The organism is Lentzea sp. NPDC051208, from assembly GCF_040682435.1.
In the GTDB taxonomy this organism is placed as follows: Bacteria; Actinomycetota; Actinomycetes; order Mycobacteriales; family Pseudonocardiaceae; genus Lentzea; species Lentzea kristufekii.
Genome location: NZ_JBFBAW010000003.1, coordinates 11560 through 28757, shown reverse-complemented (window position 1 = coordinate 28757; position 17198 = coordinate 11560). Strand labels below are relative to the sequence as shown.

The 17198-nt window shown below is 70.8% G+C and carries 17 protein-coding genes; 6 read left to right on the top strand and 11 right to left on the bottom strand.

The window, feature by feature from the left end; translation table 11 throughout:
* Together cydB and AB0M48_RS07330 are read right to left on the bottom strand one after the other, a co-directional pair.
* Positions 1–972 carry a cytochrome d ubiquinol oxidase subunit II gene (gene cydB / locus AB0M48_RS07335; protein ID WP_363836704.1) on the bottom strand — a complete coding sequence of 324 codons (972 nt, stop codon included), beginning with the start codon at positions 970–972 and terminating at the stop codon, positions 1–3.
* A gap of 12 nt (positions 973–984) precedes the next feature.
* Positions 985–2439, bottom strand: coding sequence for a cytochrome ubiquinol oxidase subunit I (locus tag AB0M48_RS07330; protein ID WP_363836702.1), 1455 nt, complete (start codon positions 2437–2439; stop codon positions 985–987).
* A gap of 331 nt (positions 2440–2770) precedes the next feature.
* Here AB0M48_RS07330 and AB0M48_RS07325 point away from each other — a divergent pair, with 331 nt between their 5' ends.
* Positions 2771–3349, top strand: a complete 579-nt coding sequence (locus AB0M48_RS07325) for a TMEM165/GDT1 family protein (RefSeq protein WP_363838293.1) — start codon at positions 2771–2773, stop codon at positions 3347–3349.
* A gap of 4 nt (positions 3350–3353) precedes the next feature.
* On the opposite strand, the gene AB0M48_RS07320 is transcribed toward AB0M48_RS07325, so the two are convergent.
* Positions 3354–3788, bottom strand: coding sequence for a MarR family winged helix-turn-helix transcriptional regulator (locus tag AB0M48_RS07320; RefSeq protein ID WP_363838290.1), 435 nt, complete (start codon positions 3786–3788; stop codon positions 3354–3356).
* Positions 3789–3891: 103 nt separating this feature from the next.
* Between AB0M48_RS07320 and AB0M48_RS07315 the strand changes: the two genes are divergently transcribed.
* Positions 3892–4236 carry a cupin domain-containing protein gene (locus tag AB0M48_RS07315; protein ID WP_363836699.1) on the top strand — a complete coding sequence of 115 codons (345 nt, stop codon included), beginning with the start codon at positions 3892–3894 and terminating at the stop codon, positions 4234–4236.
* Positions 4237–4242: 6 nt separating this feature from the next.
* Here AB0M48_RS07315 and AB0M48_RS07310 read toward each other — a convergent pair whose 3' ends face one another.
* From AB0M48_RS07310 to AB0M48_RS07285, 6 genes are all read right to left on the bottom strand, one after another.
* Complete coding sequence (locus AB0M48_RS07310; RefSeq protein WP_363836697.1) at positions 4243–4623, bottom strand: hypothetical protein; 381 nt, start codon at positions 4621–4623, stop codon at positions 4243–4245.
* The gene (locus AB0M48_RS07305) at positions 4620–6785 is read right to left on the bottom strand and encodes a DUF5682 family protein (RefSeq protein WP_363836695.1); all 2166 of its coding nucleotides are present in this window, start codon (positions 6783–6785) and stop codon (positions 4620–4622) included. The genes AB0M48_RS07310 and AB0M48_RS07305 overlap by 4 nt, the downstream gene beginning before the upstream one ends.
* Complete coding sequence (locus AB0M48_RS07300; RefSeq protein ID WP_363836693.1) at positions 6778–7863, bottom strand: AAA family ATPase; 1086 nt, start codon at positions 7861–7863, stop codon at positions 6778–6780. Before AB0M48_RS07300 ends, AB0M48_RS07305 begins: the two co-directional genes overlap by 8 nt.
* The gene (locus AB0M48_RS07295; protein WP_363836690.1) at positions 7860–9287 is read right to left on the bottom strand and encodes a DUF5691 domain-containing protein; all 1428 of its coding nucleotides are present in this window, start codon (positions 9285–9287) and stop codon (positions 7860–7862) included. Before AB0M48_RS07295 ends, AB0M48_RS07300 begins: the two co-directional genes overlap by 4 nt.
* Positions 9288–10014: 727 nt before the next feature.
* A complete protein-coding gene (locus AB0M48_RS07290; protein ID WP_363836688.1) occupies positions 10015–11178 on the bottom strand; it encodes an SWIM zinc finger family protein in 1164 nt (387 codons plus the stop codon).
* A gap of 33 nt (positions 11179–11211) precedes the next feature.
* On the bottom strand, positions 11212–12384 hold the full coding sequence (locus AB0M48_RS07285; protein ID WP_363836686.1) for a homogentisate 1,2-dioxygenase: 1173 nt from the start codon (positions 12382–12384) through the stop codon (positions 11212–11214).
* Between the two features lie 81 nt (positions 12385–12465).
* On the opposite strand from AB0M48_RS07285, the gene AB0M48_RS07280 reads away from it, so the two are divergent.
* Genes AB0M48_RS07280 through AB0M48_RS07265 form a run of 4 tightly spaced genes read left to right on the top strand, consistent with a single transcriptional unit; the run spans position 12466 to position 16263 of the window.
* Positions 12466–13329 carry a hypothetical protein gene (locus AB0M48_RS07280; RefSeq protein ID WP_363836683.1) on the top strand — a complete coding sequence of 288 codons (864 nt, stop codon included), beginning with the start codon at positions 12466–12468 and terminating at the stop codon, positions 13327–13329.
* Positions 13326–14489, top strand: a complete 1164-nt coding sequence (locus AB0M48_RS07275; protein WP_363836681.1) for a fumarylacetoacetate hydrolase family protein — start codon at positions 13326–13328, stop codon at positions 14487–14489. The genes AB0M48_RS07280 and AB0M48_RS07275 overlap by 4 nt, the downstream gene beginning before the upstream one ends.
* Entirely contained in the window at positions 14489–15121 is a 633-nt protein-coding gene (locus AB0M48_RS07270; RefSeq protein ID WP_266036527.1) for a helix-turn-helix domain-containing protein, read from the top strand. The genes AB0M48_RS07275 and AB0M48_RS07270 overlap by 1 nt, the downstream gene beginning before the upstream one ends.
* Positions 15118–16263 carry a VWA domain-containing protein gene (locus AB0M48_RS07265; RefSeq protein WP_319983558.1) on the top strand — a complete coding sequence of 382 codons (1146 nt, stop codon included), beginning with the start codon at positions 15118–15120 and terminating at the stop codon, positions 16261–16263. Before AB0M48_RS07270 ends, AB0M48_RS07265 begins: the two co-directional genes overlap by 4 nt.
* Here AB0M48_RS07265 and AB0M48_RS07260 read toward each other — a convergent pair.
* Both AB0M48_RS07260 and AB0M48_RS07255 read right to left on the bottom strand, forming a co-directional pair.
* A complete protein-coding gene (locus AB0M48_RS07260) occupies positions 16260–16712 on the bottom strand; it encodes a hypothetical protein (protein WP_363836678.1) in 453 nt (150 codons plus the stop codon). The two genes, AB0M48_RS07265 and AB0M48_RS07260, sit on opposite strands and share 4 nt — an antisense overlap.
* Positions 16709–17143, bottom strand: coding sequence for a hypothetical protein (locus AB0M48_RS07255; RefSeq protein ID WP_319983556.1), 435 nt, complete (start codon positions 17141–17143; stop codon positions 16709–16711). Before AB0M48_RS07255 ends, AB0M48_RS07260 begins: the two co-directional genes overlap by 4 nt.
* Positions 17144–17198: the final 55 nt, after the last annotated feature.

Genomic DNA, 17198 nt, shown 5'->3' with positions numbered 1-17198 from the left:
TCAGTGCTCCGCGGGGATGTGCTTGACACCAATGCGCTTGCGGAACACCCAGTAAGTCCAGCCCTGGTAGACGAGCACCGCGGGCGTGCCGAAACCGGCGACCCAAGTGATCACCTGCAGCGTGTACGGGCTCGACGCCGTGTTGGCGACCGTGAGCGACCACGCGTCGTTCAGCGTCGACGGCAGGACGTTCGGGTAGAGCGAGCCGAACAGGATCGCGACGCTCGCCGCGATCGCGAGGCCCATCAACGCGAACGACTGGCCTTCGCGGTTCGCGAGCAGCCGCCACATCGCGGCGGCGAGGATCAGCGCGACCACGCCCGCCCAGATCCCGGCGACGATCACGAGCAGCGCGATGAGCGGCAGCAGGGCCACCGGCGCCAGCGTGATCGCGACGCGGCGAGCCCGTTCGCGGATCTCGCCCTCGGTCTTCAACGCCGTGAAGACCGCGCCGTGCACCAGCGCGTAGCCCGCGAAGGCGAGCGCGCCGACGATCGTCTCGAGCCGGATCGCCGCGAAGGGCGAGCCCACGCGGTCACCGTTCGCGTCGATCGGCAGGCCCAGGACCGTCGTCGAGATCAGCAGGCCGACGCAGAGCGTGGCGATCCACGAGCCGGCGACGATCGTGAAGTCCCAGGCCTTGCGCCAGCGCGGGTTGTCGACCTTGCCACGGTAGTCGAACGCCACTCCACGGCCGATCAACGCGATGAGGAACAGGGTCAGCGGCAGGTACGCGGCGCTCAGGAGCGCCGCATACCAGCCGGGGAAGGCCGCGAACGTGGCACCGATCGCGACGATGAGCCACACCTCGTTGCCGTCCCAGACCGGCCCGATGGTGTTGATCATGACCCGGCGTTCGGTGTTGTCGCGGCCCAGGACGGGCAGCAGCATGCCGACGCCGAAGTCGAAACCTTCGAGGAACAGATAGCCGAGCCACAGCACGGCGATCAGCACGAACCAGAGCGTTTCCACGTCGCCTCTCCCCTAGTACGCGAACGCCAGGGCGCCGTCGTCGGTCTTCTGGGGCAGTACGCCCGGAATCCCGCCTCTGACGTACTTGCGGATCAGGTAGAACTCCACGACCGCGAGCACGCTGTAGACCGCGGTGAGCGCGATGAGCGAGGTCAGGATCTCGCCGGGTGTGCTGTTCGAGACCGCCTGCGCGGTGAACATCCAGACCCCGTCGATCCCCGTCGGGTTCGGCACGACCACGAACGGCTGCCGCCCCATCTCCGTGAAGATCCAGCCGAAGCTGTTGGCCAGGAAGGGAGTCGCGATGCCGGCCAGGCCGAGCACCGGGAACCACCATCCGGTGGGCGTCCGGTTCCTGCGGGTCAGCCAGAGCATGAAGACGCCCAGGCCGGCCGAGATGCCACCGAACCCGATCATCAACCGGAAACCCCAGTACGTCACGGGAAGCGCCGGCACGTAGTCGATCGGCTTGCCGCTGAGCTCGCCCAGCCGTTCGTCGACCGGGTAGAACTCGCCGTACTTCTCCTGGTACATCGGGACAAGATCTTGGATGCCCTTGACCTCGCTGCTGAAGTCGTTGTGCGCCAGGAAGCTCAGCAGTGCGGGCACGGTGATGCTCTTGACGTTCTCGCAGTCGGGCCTGGTGACGTCGCCGATCGCGAAGATGCTGAAGCTCGCGGGCTGTTCGGTGTGGCACAACGCTTCCGCGGCGGCCATCTTCATCGGCTGCTGCTCGAACATCAGCTTGCCCTGCCAGTCACCGGTGATCGCCAGCGCGCTGAACGCGACGACGCCGACCCAGGTGCCGAGCTTGAGCGAGCTGCGCCAGACCCGTTCCTCCTCCGACTTCCGGTGCAGGTGCCAGGCGGCGATGCCTACGAGGAACGCGGCGGACACCGCGAACGCACCGGCGATGGTGTGCGGGAAGGCGGCGAGCACCGTGTTGTTCGTCAGCACGGCCCAGATCGAGGTGAGGCGCGGGCGGCCCTCGTGCATCTCGATGCCGACCGGGTGCTGCATCCACGAGTTGGCGGCGAGGATGAAGTACGCGCTGGCCATCGTGGCGAGCGAGAACGCCCAGGCGCAGGCGAGGTGGACCTTCTTCGGCAGCTTGTCCCAGCCGAAGATCCACAGGCCGAGGAAGGTCGACTCGACGAAGAAGGCGACGATCCCCTCCATCGCGAGCGGAGCGCCGAACACGTCACCGACGAACCGCGAGTAGGCGCTCCAGGCCATGCCGAACTGGAACTCCTGCACGATGCCCGTCACGACGCCCATGGCGAAGTTGATCAGGAGGAGCTTCCCCCAGAACTTCGTCATCTTGTAGTAGCGCTCGTTGCCCGTGCGCACCCACGCGGTCTGCATCCCCGCGACGAGCAGGGAAAGGCCGATCGTCAGCGGCACCATCAGAAAGTGGTAGACGGTGGTGATGCCGAACTGCCACCGCGCGAGTTCGAGTACTTCCACGTCTTCGAGCGTAGGTGTGGATCATGGCCGCCATCAGGTACGACGGTCCCGTCCACGCTCGGGACCAAGGTCCCGTGCGCGAAGTCACGCCTTGTGGGGGACATGCGTCGGATACGATGTGTTCGCCAGAGGGGAGTAGTTCCCACCGGAGTTCGCAGCCGGTGGCGTGGAGATCGACATACTGATCCGCCTTCGAGTGGATCCGGTCCCACACCCGATGAAGTTGTCGGGCGAACGAGACCTCCGGCCGGGTTGCAGCATGCCCGGTCGGGGTCTGTCGCGCCTCCGTCCGGGAACGTATTCGGACGTGGAGGACCTCGTGGCCACTTCTTTGCTCGCGTTCATCACCGCCTTCGCGGTGGTGTTCCTCGTCGAGCTCCCGGACAAGACCATGGTCGCCACCCTGGTGCTGACCACGCGTTACCGCGCCTGGCCGGTGTTCGTGGGCGTCGTCGCCGCGTTCGCCGTGCAGAGCGTGGTGGCCGCCGCGTTCGGTTCCGCCATCACCCTGCTCCCCGACCGCGTGGTCGCCGGGGTGGTCGCCCTGCTGTTCGGCGTGGGTGCGTTCATGCTGCTCAAGGAAGGCTTCTCGCGTGACGAGGACTCCGCCGACGAGGCGGGGACAACCACCACCGTGCCGTTCTGGCGCGCGGCGCTGACGTCGTTCGGTGTGCTGTTCGCGGCCGAGTGGGGTGACGCCTCACAGCTCGCGACCGCCGGCATCACCGCCAGGTACGGCGCGCCGCTGGCCGTCGGTCTCGGTGCCTGGCTCGCGCTGGTCGCCGTGGCGGGGCTGGCCGTCCTGGTGGGACGCAAGCTCGCCGGGCGGTTGCCGACGCACTGGATCCAGCGAGTGGCCGGGGTGATCTTCGCGGTGTTCGGCGTGATCGCTTTGACGCAGGTGTTCTAGGGGTTCACCAGACCGGCCGGAGCCCTGGCTGGTCCTCGCCGTGGACGTGCCGCAGGTACGTGGCGAGGCCCTGCCTGATGGTGGCGAGGGTGTCCTCGCCGATCGCCTCGGCCATCTCGCCTTCGAGGTCCGACCACAGGTTGTCCGCGAACTTCAGGTAGTCGCGGCCCTTCGTGGTCAGCGTGACGTACTGGGCGCGCTTGTCCGTCGGGTGCGGTTCCCTCAGCACGTAGCCCCAGTCGTCCAGCTCGCTGACGATCTTCGCGGCCGCCTGCTTTGTGACGCCGAGGTGCTGTCCGATGTCGACGGTGGTGGCGCGCTTCTCCTTGAGGAACCGGAAGACGTAACCGTGCGCGGGCCTGAGCGGTTCGAGGCCGATCTGCCGGAGCCGGTCGTGGAACTGGTCGCCCATGGCGCGGTACGTCATCGCCAGCAGCATCGGCACCGGTTCCATCGTGGACTTCCCTTGTCAGGTAGACAACCTGGTTGACCTTATTCTAAGGTTAGACAACTTGGTTGACTACTTGGAGGGTGTCTTGCTGGTGACCGGGGATTCCGCGGAGCTGTTCGAGTTCGGCGGGTTCGAGTTCAGGCCGCTGGCCGTGCCGTCGCGCGGCAGTGCGGAGATCGCGCTGTGGACCGTCGACGTGCCGGAAGGGGGCGACGGGACGCCTCACCGCGCGTCGAAGGAGGAGGTGTTCTACGTGCTGTCCGGATCGGTGACGATCCAGGGGCAGACCGCCGGCGTCGGCGACGCGATCGTGGTGCCGCCGAACACCGAGCTGTCGCTGACCGGCGGGCCGGCGCGGGTGCTGGTGGCCACGTCGGTGGGCATCCAGGGCACGCTGGCGGACGGGCAGACGATCACGCCGCCCTGGTCGGTCTAGCTCGCGCTAGTTCGCCGGGGAGCCGTCTTCGCGAGGAGGCTCCGGATTGGTGTCCGGGACGGCCTCGCGCAGGTCGTGGGCGATCTTCTTGGCCTCGTCGATGAGGTGCTGGCTCTCCTCGAGACGGCTTTCGTCCGGCGGGGTGGTGAGGAGGCTTTCGCCCGACGCGGCGGGGCGGTCCCCGTCCGAGGCCGCAAGGCCGTCGCCGTCCGACGCGAGATGGTCCTCTCCGGACGCGGCTACGTGCTGCTCGTCCGACACGGCCACGCCGTCTTCGTCCGACGAGGCGAGACGGTCGTCGTCGGCCGCGGCGAGGCGCTCCTCGTCAGGTGCGATGAGGCGGTCCTCGTCCGAGGCTGCGAGGCGGTGTTCTTCCTGTGCGGTCACGCCTCTGGGATCGCCGGATCCGGCGGTCGTGAAACTCCGGCCATCAAGCCGCGGACGTGGGCGGCGAGGCGTTCGGCGATCTCCAGGTCCCACTCGTCGTCGGCGGCCGGCTGCGGGGTCTCGCCCGCGACGACGCGTTCGCCGAGCAGGCGGCGCTCGGCCGGCGTGAAGTCGGTGATGGCCCGGCGGAGCAGGGGCAGTGCGTCGTCGAACGCCTCGCCGCGCAGGCCACTGAGCCATTCGTCGATGAGTCCGAAGAGGCGCGGGTCCGCCGCCAGGAGCGTCGCCGAGCCGCGCAGGAAGCCGGCCACGAACGCGGTGGCGACCGAGCGGTGCAGGCGGGCGGCCACGTCGTCGCTGGTCAGTTCGCCGGCTTCCCAGAGCAGGCGGGTGGCCCGGCCCGTCGGGAGGCCGTGGGCTTCCGCCTTGACGAGGGCGTGCAGGGCTCGCCACCAGGTCTTCTGGTGGTCGTCGTCGGCTGCCAGACGGGTGGCCTCGTGGGCGCCGTCCACCACCTGCAGGGCGTGCTCCGCCGTTTCGTCGTCGATGTTGCGGCAGGCGATCGGCAGGCCCACGGCTCCACGGGTGAGCAGGCCGTGCAGGGCCACCCGCAGGAGTTCCGGGTCGGTGCCCCGGACCGAGCCGTAGCGGACCGTCCTGGCCAGGTCCGGGAGGGCGGCCAGCAGTTCGAGGGCGTCGGTGGCCATCGCGGCGCACCGGTCCAGGGCCTTGCGGGCCTCGGCGACGGCCGAGGGGAGCTCGCAACCCACGGATTTGGTGAGGGCCGCAGCCGCGTCGGCCACACGCGTGGCGTCCTTGGCGGCCTGGACGAGGACGGTCTCGGCTGCCGTGTGGACGGTCGTGCCGTGGCGGGCGGCCACGGCCACGGAGACCGCGAAGATCGGATCCCAGCGGAGTTGCCAGACCTCGGCGAAGGTACCGAGGGAGTTGGAGCGGTCCGGCTTGCCCCACGGCACGCCCAGGACGTCCAGGCGTTGCAGCAGTTTCGAACGTTCGCGGTCGGTGTCCTTGCGGAGGTCCAGTTTGAGCTGCTTGGGCTGGACGTCCGCGGGGAGCCGCAGTTTGCGCTGCAGGCGCTGGAGGTCCGCGGCCAGCGGTGAGCGCGGGACGGCCTCGCCGACCTCGCCCAGGCGTTCGCCCACGACGAGTTTGCGGTGGACCAGCCGGAGGTGGATCTCCTCGCCTCCACAGAGGACGGCGAGTGCTGCCTCGTTGACCTCGCTCAGGCCCGCACTGGGACGTTCCCTCAGTGCCGCAAGGGTTTCCGCGAGCCGTACGGCTTCCACCGCGCTCGCCGTCGACGCCGGGAGGTCTTCCTCCCGGAGCACGGCGGCGGCTTTGGCGAACCAGCGCGGGACCACGTCGGCCTGGTGCTGCCAGAGGTGCGCGTACCAGCCCGGGGAGTCGATGCCGGCGCCGTAGCCCGACTCGGCGGCCAGCTGACCGTGGCTCCACGGGACCCAGGTGCCGGAGATCTTGCGGCGGCGCAGACCTTTGAGCAGCGCGGTGTCCGCGGCGACGGTCGGTTTGGCGAGCAATGCGGGGACGTGCCACGCGCCGCAGACCACGACTATCGGGCCGTCGGTCTCCTTGCGCGCCTTGCGGATCGTCTGGCGCATGAACGCTTCTCGGCGCAGCGTGCGTTCGCCGACTTCGCCTTCGACCTCCCCGCGCACGGCGACCATGGCCTCGGCGATGGCGCCCGCGAGTTCGAGCGGGTCCGACGCGCTGTGCTCGACCACGTCCTCCCACCAGCGTTCCGGGTCGTCGAAGCCCGCGGCCTCGGCGAGCAGGCCGATGGGGTCGACGTTGCCGCTCGGGCCGTCGTCACCGATGGACGCCGCGGCCGGCAGGTCGAAGAAGCGCGCTGCGACACCGTGCTCGGCCGCGTACTTGAGCGCTTGCCACTCCGGCGAGAACTCCGCGAACGGCCAGAACGCCGCGCTCTCGGGTTCGGTCTCGTCGTGCAGGAGGATCGCGACCGGCGGCGTCAGGGCGTGGACGTGCTCGAGGAGCGCGTCCGCCTCCGGCGGCCCCTCGATCAGGATGAGCGCCGGGCTCGTCTGCTCCAGGGCTCGCTTGACCATCCGGGCCGAGCCGGGGCCGTGGTGCCGGATGCCCAGGAGGACCGGCTCAGTCACCGCTGGCGTCCAGACACGCCCGGTAGAGGTCACGCCACTCGGCGCGCTCCTTGAGCACCGTCTCCAGGTACTCCTGCCAGACCGTCGCGTCCGACACCCGGTCCTTGATCACGGACCCGATGAGGCCGCTCGCGAGCTCGTCCGCGCCCAGCGTGCCGTCGCCGAAGTGGCCGGCGAGCGCCATCCCGTTCGCGATGACCGAGATGGCCTCGGCGGTGGACAGGCTGCCGCTCGGCTTCTTCAGCTGCGTGCGACCGTCCACGGTGGAGCCGTTGCGCAGCTCGCGGAAGATCCGCACGACACGGCGCACCTCGTCGAGCGCGGGTGGTTCGGCGGGCAGCTGGAGCGCCTTGCCGAGCTGCTGCGCCCTCGTGATGACGATCTCGACCTCGGCGTCCTCGGTCGCGGGCGGTGGCAGCACGACGGTGTTGAAGCGCCGTGCGAGCGCCGAGGACATCTGGTTCACACCGCGGTCGCGGTCGTTGGCCGTCGCGATGACCGTGAAGCCGGGGACGGCCTGGATCTGCGAGTTCAGCTCCGGCACCGGCAGCGACTTCTCGCTGAGGACGGTGATGAACGAGTCCTGCACCTCGGACGGCATGCGGGTGAGCTCTTCGACCCGGACGACCGCACCCTGCTGCATGCCCTTCATGACCGGGCTCGGCACGAGGGCGTTCTCGCTGGGACCTTCGGCGATGAGGCGCGCGTAGTTCCAGCCGTAGCGGACCTGGTCCTCGCTCGTGCCGGCCGTCCCCTGGACCACCAGCGTCGAGTTGCCGCTGATCGCCGCCGCGAGGTGCTCGGACAGCCACGACTTGGCCGTGCCCGGCACGCCGACGAGCAGCAGCGCCCGGTCCGTGACGAGCGTGCCCACCGCGACCTCGACGAGCCTGCGCGAGCCCACGTACTTCGGCGAGATCACGGTCCCGTCGCCGAGCGTGCCGCCCAGGACGTAGGTGACCACGGCCCGCGGGGACAGACGCCAGTTGGGCGGCCGCTCCCGGTCGTCCTGGGCCGCGACCGCCTCGAGCTCGGCGGCGTACTGCTGTTCGGCCGTCGGCCTGAGCACGGCGGTCACTGGGCCTCCTGGGGCGGTGCTGGTGCGAACGATTCGCGCAGGCGGATGCGGAGCCGGAGGACCTCCAGTTCCAGCGAGTTCTCCGGCCAGCGACGGGTCAGAGCCTCCCAGCTGGCGCCGAGCAGGTCCGCGTCACCCCGCGCGAGCAACACGGCGGGCGGACGCCCCGACCTCCAGCGCGGGTCGGGCAGCGCGGCGTACCGGTGCAGCAGCGCGCGAGTCGTCTCCGCCGACCACGGTGCGGGCAGCTGGGCGCAGGCGTGGTCGAGCAGGTCGTAGTGCCAGCCCTTCGACACCGCCACGACCGCCTGCTCGGCGACCGCGGCGGGCAACGCGGCCAGCATCTCCAGCTGCTCCATCCCGGTCAGCGTCTCGGCCGCGGCAACCGCCCACGGACGGGGATCCTTCGCCGCGGCGAGCTGGTCGGCGACACCCCTGAGCAGCGCGCCGGCCCACGGCCCCCTCCTGACGATCTCGGCAGCCTTGGCGTCGTCGGCCTTGAGCGTCGCGGTCCAGTACGACGGCGGAACACTCGCGGCCGCGGCCCGGATGCGCCCGGCCACACCCTTCTCGGAGCCGTCGCGCATGAGGTCGCGCGACTCGGCCGCGTCGGGCTGCCCGGTCCAGAGCTCGTCGGGCCGGACGTCGAGCCCGTCCGCGGTCAGGCGCAGCCCGTGGCGCAGCCGGTGTGCCGCGCGGGCGGCGAGGCGCGTGCGCCCCAGGTTGCGCAACAGGCGGAGGGCCTCGTCGTGGACGGCCGCCGCCTTGTCGTCGAGCGCGGCTTCGAGCAGTGCCTCGTCCTGCGGGCCCAGGCCGGTCTCGAGGGCGCTGATGAGCACCTGCCGGTCGGCGGAGCGGCGCGACTCCACGAACTCCCGCGCGATGAACGCGCCGACCCCAGCCGGGTCCGCCTTGCGCTTGCGGCGCAGCGCGCGGACCCGTTGAGCGCTGGGCAGGTCCAGGATCTCTTCGAGCGGGACCTCGTCCACCAGCGGGGCGGCGCCGCTCGCCCACGACCAGCCGGGCCGGGTGTTCGCGAGCCAGCGGCCCCTCGTGCCGAGGACCTCGACCACCGCGGCCCGCAGACCCGGACGAGCCGTGCCGAGGGCGAGCAGGGCCGGCAGCATGCGGTGCTCCGCCACGACGCCGTTGGCCTTGGCGAGAGCACACCACTCGGTCAGGAGAACCTCGTCGTCGAGGCTCATGATCGCTTCCAGGACCGCTCTGGCGGCCGGCCTCGGGAGGGCGGCGGACTCGGGTGGGGCGAGCGGCAGCGGGTCGGTGGTGGCCTCCTGCGGGAGGGTGGCGCCGAACGCGGCCACGCCGAGGGCGGCGCAGTCGGCCAGCAGGGCCGCCGGGTCGCCGCCTCCCCTCGTGGTGCCGATGAGGAGGTCTTGGACGGTCTTGGACCACTCGGCCTTCACGCCGTCTCCCTGGTGTCGCGGGGGTGGGCGGGTGGCGTGGCGGGGGTCGGGTGGATGGGCGCGGCGGGGCCGGTTGGGGCGCCGGGGCTGGAGCAGGCCGGTGGCGGGGCCGGGGTGTGGCGAGCGGCCGAAGCGCGGGCCGGCTCACCTGGCGCGGGATGAAGGCGGGCCAGCAGCGCGGCCGGGGTGCGGTGGAAGCGAGCGGACAGCGCGGCCGGGATGAGGCGAGCAGCCGACTCGCAGCGGGACCCGGCTGGGGTGAGACGGGTGCAGGCTGGCGCGGCAGGGATGAGGCGAGCGGCCGGAGTGCGGCGAGGGCGGGCCGTCCCGCCTGGGACAGGACGGGGGCACGCCGGTAGCGCGCCCCCGATGTGGCAACCAGCCGAGGTGGACCGGGGACGGGCTGACCCGGCTGAGACGGGATGGGCGCGGGCCAGCGGTGCGGCCGGGGTGCGGCGGAAACGGATCGGCGGCACAGCCGGAATGTGCTGGGGGTGGACTGGCTCGTCTGAGCCGTGGTGCCAGCGGGCCGGTGCGAGGTGGGAGCGGACCGGCGGCGCAGCTGGGACGTGCTGCGCGTAGGCCGGTCGCGCGGCGTCGGTGGGGCTGGCCGCCTGGCGGGCGAGGGGATGCGGCACCGGTTCGGAGCGGGTGGGGGCTGTGTGGTGGTGCCCGTCGACCCGCTGCCCCTTGGTGGGCGCGGCGTCTGGGGTGCCGGGTGTGGTGGTCATGCGACCACCTCCAGGGTGCCGTTCAGCGACACCGCTCCCAGCCGGAGGGCGTGGCCGTCCCAGAGGCCCCAGGCGTCGAACGGGAGGCCGCCGGTCAGGGCGAGGGCCATGTCCAGGCCTGTGTCGTCGCGGACTGGCAGGCCGTGGCCCGAGGTGTCGACCAGGGCGGTGCCGTGCAGGCGGACCGAGGTGCAGCCCAGCGGGAAGAGGCGTTGCCACGGGTCTGCGGTCAGCATCGGTTCGAGGGAGGCCAGGGACGCTCGCCACGACTGCGGGGCCGGGACCGGGTCTGGGGCTCTGGAGCCTTCCAGCTCGCCCAGGGCCACTCGGTCGGAGGCCGGGTAGGGGTGGACCAGGGCCGAGGACTCCAGGCCGTGTGGGAGCAGCGGGACGGGGGCTCCCACGGCGGAGTGGCGGATCGCCACGACCCAGCGGGACGTCTGGCGGCCCCAGCACCACTGGCGGACGGTGCGGACCCGGCCGTCGTCGGTTTCCAGGCGCAGCAGGGCCACCCAGCGGTCGGAGATTCCCGGCGCGGCCTTCACCGTCTCCTCGGGGATCGTGACGCCCAGGCGGGTGCGCGGCTGCACGAAGCACAGCAGGTGCAGGCCGCCGAGGCGGTCGGCCACGTCGGCGGTCCAGCGCGGGCCCGAGCGCGCCACGATCTCCTGGATCTCGGCCACCGCGGCGGCCACGCCGGGGACCTGGGCGTCGATCATGCGGGCGGTGAACGCCTGCCACCAGGAGGCGGGGCGGCCCGGCAGGGACGCGATGCCGGCGGAGGCGACGTCCAGGAGCCAGTCGCGCAGGCCGTCGATGCCCGCGGACATGGCGGCGGCTCGGTTCGCCGCCGTCTTCTCGCGGGCGCGCACGCGGCGGGCGACGGCCTCCGGTGAGGAGTCGAGTTCGCGGGCTGCTCGGCGGGTGGTCCACTCCTCCACCCACTCGGGCGGGAGGGCGTCTGGGATGTCGAGTTCCTGCAGGCTCACGGCGTGCTTGCAGGGGAACTTGCGGGATGGGCACGTGCACTTCGCGGTACCCGCGGCCAGGTCGACGCACACGCGGTACGGCATCGAGCCGGAGCCCGAGTAGAGGCCCCACAGCACCGGCAGGGCCTTGCCCAGGCCCTGCCAGCGCATCGGAACGGCTCTTGTCCTCACGAGACCAAACTAGCGAGGGGCACCGACAGAAAATCAGGCCGGACCGCGACGGGCCCAAGTCCACGCGTACGCCGGGTCCTCGGCGGCCTCGGCCGCCTCCCCCAGCTCCAATGGGCGGAAGGTGTCCACCATGACCGCGGTCTCGTCGAAGTAGTCCGCGCCCAGCGACGCCTCCACCGCACCGGGCTGCGGGCCGTGCGTGCAGCCGGACGGGTGCAGCGACATCGAGCCGATGCCGATGCCCGACCCCTTGCGCGCCTCGTAGTTGCCGCCGACGTAGAACATCAGCTCGTCCGAGTCGACGTTCGCGTGGTTGTACGGCACCGGCACGGACAGCGGGTGGTAGTCGACCTTGCGCGGCACGAACGAGCAGACGACGAAGTTCGGGCCCTCGAACGTCTGGTGCACGGGCGGCGGCTGGTGCACGCGGCCGGTGATCGGCTCGAAGTCGCGGATGTTGAACGCCCACGGGTACAGGTGCCCGTCCCAGCCGACGACGTCGAACGGGTGGTTCGCGTAGGTGAACCGCGTGAGTCCCGCACGGTGCCGCACGAGCACGTCGACATCGGTGCCCTCGACGAGCAACGGCTCCTCCGGCCCCCGGATGTCCCGCTCGCAGTACGGCGAGTGCTCCAGGAACTGGCCGGCCTTCGACAGGTAGCGCTTGGGAGGCCCGACGTGCCCGGTCGCCTCCAGCACGAGCAACGACATCGGCGAGGACGGCACGACCCGGTAGGTGCACGAGGTCGGGATCACGACGTAGTCGCCGTCGCCGACCGCCAACGCCCCGTAGATCGTCTCGATGACGCCAGAACCGGTCTGCACGTACAGCAGCTCGTCACCGAAAGCGTTGCGGTACAACGGCGAAGGCGCCGTGGCCACGACGAAAGCGATGGTCACGTCCGGGTTGCCGAACAGCTTGCGCCGCCCGGTGACCGCGTCGACCTCGTCGGAAGCCCAGGTCAGGTCGGTCGTCTTGAAGTGCCGCGGCTTCAGCGGCAGGTTCGGCGAGACGGTGCCGCGCTCGTCCTTCACCGTCTCCGCGTTGACGATCGCGGTCGGCAGGTGGCGGTGGTAGAGCAGCGCCGAATCCGCCGAGAACCCCTCGACGCCCATGAGCTCTTCCGCGTACAGGCCACCGTCCGGTTTGCGGAACTGGGTGTGGCGCTTTCGGGGGATCTCTCCCACCTGGCGGTAGTAAGCCATGGCTGCTCTCCGGGTCCTTCCAAGGCGTTCGATTATCGGACATCTTTGTTCAGTTGGCGGTACACGGCTAGCGTGTCAGCCGTGTCAAGCGCTGTCGAACTCCGTGCGCCCGGTCCGCGCGGTACTCCGCCCCTGCTCGCGAGGCTTGTGGACGATGCCGCGCTGTTCCCTCCGGGGAGCGCGTCGATGCCCGACGCGGTGCGCGGCCACCTCGACGGACGAGTCGGCGAGTGGTCCGGCGTCATGGGTCTCTTCCTCTGTCCTGCCTCCCGTCTCGCCGAGCTGATCACCGAACTGATCAAGGTCAAGCCGGCCAAACCGATAGCACTGAGCCTCGTGATCGACACCGGCCTCGGCGGCGTGCCGAAGGCCGTGTCGATCGTCGAGAGCCGCAGTGAGCTCCTCGCTCTGCGCATGGTCGAGATGCCCGCACCGTCCGATGTGGACGAGGTGTGGCTCGAGCGCGTGTCGGAGTTCGTGCCCGAGGACGTCATCCGCGTCGTCGAACCCCGCCGCGGTGGTGCCGAGTGGCTCGACGGCGTCCGCCGGGTCATCGAGCACGGCAGCTGGCCCAAGCTGCGCTGCGGAGGGCTCTCCCAGGAGAACTTCCCCAGCGTCGAGGAGGTCGGTGACTTCCTCAGCGTCGTCAGTGGCGGCGGCGTCGCGTTCAAGGCGACGGCGGGCCTGCACAAGGCCGTCCGCCACACCGACGAGCAGGGCTTCACCCACCACGGCTTCCTGAACCTCCTCGTGGCCACCGCGCGGTCCCTCAGCGGCCGTGACGTCCGCGAGGCGCTCGCGAGCACCGATGCCGAGGCTCTCACCGCCGAGGCCAAGGCGCTCAGCGATCAGGCCGCGCACGCCGTGCGAGGCGTGTTCGCGAGCTACGGCTCTTGCTCGCTCTCCGAACCCGTCACCGACCTGGAGGGGCTGGGCCTGCTGTGAGCTGGATCAGCGACCCGAACTTCACCGGGGACCAGCCGTTCGGACCGCAGACGCTGCCCTACGGCGTCGTCGACGGGGGCGTGGCCGTCCGCGTCGGCGACCGGGCGTTGCTCCTCAAGAGCCTCGCGCTGGGCAAGTGCAGCGAGTACGTCCAGGAGGACTCCCTGGACCCGCTGCTGGCGGCCGGACGGCCGATCTGGAGCGTGCTGCGCGCCAAGCTCAGGGAGATCGTCCGGTCGAGCTCCGCCCCCAAGGGCGCGGAGCTCGTCGGGATCGAGACCGCGAAGCTGCCGTTCACGGTCGGCGACTACGTGGACTTCTACAGCTCCAGGCACCACGCGGAGAACGTCGGCAGGATGTTCCGCCCCGACGGCGACGCGCTCACGCCGAACTGGACGCACCTCCCGATCGGCTACCACGGCCGCGCGGGCACGGTGTACGTCTCGGGCACGGAGATCGTCCGCCCGAACGGCCAGAAGCGCGGCAGCGACGGCCCGAAGTTCGGACCGTCGGAGCGCCTCGACATCGAGGCCGAGGTCGGCTTCGTCTGCGGCGGCCCGCAGGCGGCCAGGGTGTCCACCAGCAGGGCCGCCGAGCACGTCTTCGGCGTCACGCTGGTCAACGACTGGTCGGCGCGCGACATCCAGGCCTGGGAGTACCAGCCGCTCGGCCCGTTCCTGGCCAAGTCGTTCGCCACGTCGATCGGCGCGTGGATCACGCCGCTGGAGGCGTTCTCAGTTGCACGCGTCCCGACGCCGCCGCTGCCGAACAAGCTGCACGACTACCTGACGTGCGATCAGCCCTGGGGCCTGGACATCACGATCACCGTGGAGCTGAACGACACCGTCGTCGCGCGGCCTCCGTTCCGCGAGATGTCGTGGTCATTTGTGCAACAGCTGGCGCACATGACGGTGAACGGCGCTACGGTGCGCCCAGGTGATCTGTTCGCCTCCGGCACGGTCTCGGGACCGGAGAAGGACGAGCGCGGCTCGTTCCTCGAACTCAGCTGGGGTGGCAAGGAACCGTTCAAGCTCGACGACGGCTCCACGAGGTCTTTCCTGGAGGACGGCGACACGGTCAAGCTGACCGCGACCGCCCCCGGTGAAGGCGGCTCGGTGGTCGGACTCGCCGAGGTGGTGGGAACAGTTCGGAGTGCGTGATGGTCGGAGCGACGAAGGAGAGCTCGCTGACCCTGGAAAGGGGTCTGGCGCTGCTCCAGGCGGTCGCTGAGGCGGAGTCCGAGGCACCGTCGATCTCGGAGCTCGCCAACGCCATCGGCGCGTCCAGAGCGGCCGTGTACCGGCTTCTCGTGCCCCTGCAGGCGCGCGGTCTCGTGCGCCGCGAGGGCTCGAAGGTCAGGCTCGGCCTGGGCGTGCTGCGCCTCGCCTCCAACGTCCTCCCCCAGCTGCGCATGGCGGCCAACCCGGCGCTGCGCGAGCTCGCCGAGAAGGTCGGCGCCACCGCGCACCTCACGGTCGCGGACGGCACCGAGGCCCAGGCCGTCGCCGTCGTCGAACCGTCGTGGACCGCTTTCCACGTGGCGTACCGGGTGGGTTCCCGCCACCCGGTGCACCGCGGGGCGGCCGGCAAGGCCATCTCGCACCCCGGCGAGCCCTGGGTCGTCTCGGCCGGTGAGCTGCAGCCGAACGCGTACGGCGTCGCGGCACCTGTGCGCGGCGTTCCCGGCCTCAGGGCGTCCGTCGGTGTCGTGGCGCTGGAGAAGCTCGATGCGAACGTCGTAGGCCCTCACGTCGTGCGTGCGGCCGAAGAAGTGGCGGCCGCGCTCAAATGACCGAAGAGCGGCTACGGCGCTGGCGTTTGCTCCTGGGTCCGAGCGCGGAAGACGTGTCCGAACTCGGCGAGGACGACCAACGGCGCGACGGCGCACTCACGGGCCTGTACGGCGGTGGCGGTGATCGCGGTGCCGGCCTCGGCGCCAGTTCCCCGCAGCTGCACCGCTGGCTCGGCGACGTCCGCAAGTACTTCCCCACCTCCGTCGTGCAGGTGATGCAGCGGGACGCGGTCGAGAAGCTGGGCCTCAAGCAACTGCTGCTCGAACCCGAACTGCTGCAGTCGGTCGAGCCGGACGTGAACCTCGTCAGCACCCTGCTGCAACTCTCGCGCGCCATCCCCGCCCGCACCCGCGACACCGCGAAAGCCGTGGTGCGGAAGGTGGTCGAGGACATCGAGAAGCGGCTGACGGACCGGCTGGTCGAGGCCGTTCGCGGCGCGGTCGACAGGTCGCGGCGCACCAGGAGGCCGCAGCTGCAGGACGTCGACTGGGCGACGACGATCAAGGCGAACCTCAAGAACTACCAGCCGCAGCACAAGACCGTGATCGTCGAGGACCTGATCGGGCACCGCAGGCGCAGCCGGACCGCGGCGATGCGGGACGTGATCCTGCTGGTCGACCAGTCGGGTTCGATGGCGGAGTCCCTGGTGCACGCGGCGGTGCTGGGGTCGGCGCTCGCTAGCATCCGGTCGGTCTCGACGAAGCTCGTCGTGTTCGACACCGAGGTCGCCGACCTGACCGACCAGCTCAGCGACCCGGTGGACCTGCTGTTCAGCGCCCAGCTCGGCGGCGGCACGGACATCAACCGCGCGGTCGCCTACGCGCAGACGCAGGTCCGCAGGCCCACCGACACGGTGCTGGTGATCATCAGCGACCTCTACGAGGGCGGCTCGGAGAGCGAACTGCAGCGCCGCGTCCGCGAGCTGGTCGCGAGCGGCGTCACGGTCGTGAACCTGTTGGCGCTCAGCGACTCCGGCACGCCCGCCTACGACCACGAACTGGCCGCGAAGCTGCACGCGCTGGGCGCGCCCGCGTTCGCCTGCACGCCGGACAAGTTCCCCGAACTGCTGGCGGCCGCGCTGCGCAAGGACGACCTCACGCAGTGGGCCGAGGCCGAAGGCATCGCGACGGGCGGCCGTTAGCGGTCGATGACCCGGCCGCGGGTCAGGAACGCGAGCCCGCGCGTCATCGCGACCACGCGCCCGCGCTCGTCCGGACCGGCGATCCACATCCGCCCGGTGTGCCGCACGAGGATCCGGGCCCGTTCGGGGAGTTCGGGCAGCCGCAGGTGCTTCTCCGAGTCCTCGACCCGCAGGTACGCCTGCCGCCCGATGCGCCGGCCCGGCACGAAGCTCACCGACACCGGACGCCACGGGAACCGCTCGATCAGCTCGAGGGTGCCGCGGCGGGTGAGGAAGTGCCGCAGCCCCGGCGCGGCGAGCTCCAGCACCACGGGCACGGACAGCACGATGAGCCAGAGCCAGCCGATGAAGAGCACGACGCCGAGCGCGGCGAGCGCGAGGAAGATGTGACCGACCGCGCGGCGGTCCGCCCGCGCCAGGCAGGTGTCGCTCCAGTTCTCGATGATCATCTCTGCACACGCGCCGGGATCAACCGCGGTACTCCTCGGAACGTGACGAAGGTGTTCCCGGCGGAATCCGGTGGCACGAACCACACACGCCGGTGACGTGCGATCCGTCCGCGAAGGAGAGGACCGACGCTCAAGGTCAGCAACAGAGGCGGCGACGACAACACGACGAGACGCCCTCCTTCCCACTTCACATGGGCGAAATGCCACGGTTCGCCTTCCGGTAAACGCACCGGACGCTTACGTGTCACCCACCAGAGCACGGCCGCGGCGAAGAAGAGCAGCACCAGCGCCACCGGTGAGGACCAGGACCACACCAGTACCAGCACGAACTGGAGCGCGAAGGCCGCGCCCGCGAGCACCGTCCACACCAGGGCACGACGGCTCGCCCGGTCCACGCAGTGCCGGGTCCACCGATCGTCGAGCGCCGTCACCTCGGTGGACGGCTTGTTGGGCACGACCACGCGTCCAAGGTACAGGTGGTGCTTC

What these genes read in the sequence shown, in the direction of transcription:
- AB0M48_RS07265 (WP_319983558.1), top strand. Translation starts at nt 15,118, where the DNA reads ATGACCGAAGAGCGGCTACGGCGCTGGCGTTTGCTCCTGGGTCCGAGC.
- AB0M48_RS07270 (WP_266036527.1), top strand. Translation starts at nt 14,489, where the DNA reads ATGGTCGGAGCGACGAAGGAGAGCTCGCTGACCCTGGAAAGGGGTCTG.
- AB0M48_RS07320 (WP_363838290.1), bottom strand. Translation starts at nt 3,788, where the DNA reads ATGCTGCTGGCGATGACGTACCGCGCCATGGGCGACCAGTTCCACGAC.
- AB0M48_RS07285 (WP_363836686.1), bottom strand. Translation starts at nt 12,384, where the DNA reads ATGGCTTACTACCGCCAGGTGGGAGAGATCCCCCGAAAGCGCCACACC.
- AB0M48_RS07260 (WP_363836678.1), bottom strand. Translation starts at nt 16,712, where the DNA reads ATGATCATCGAGAACTGGAGCGACACCTGCCTGGCGCGGGCGGACCGC.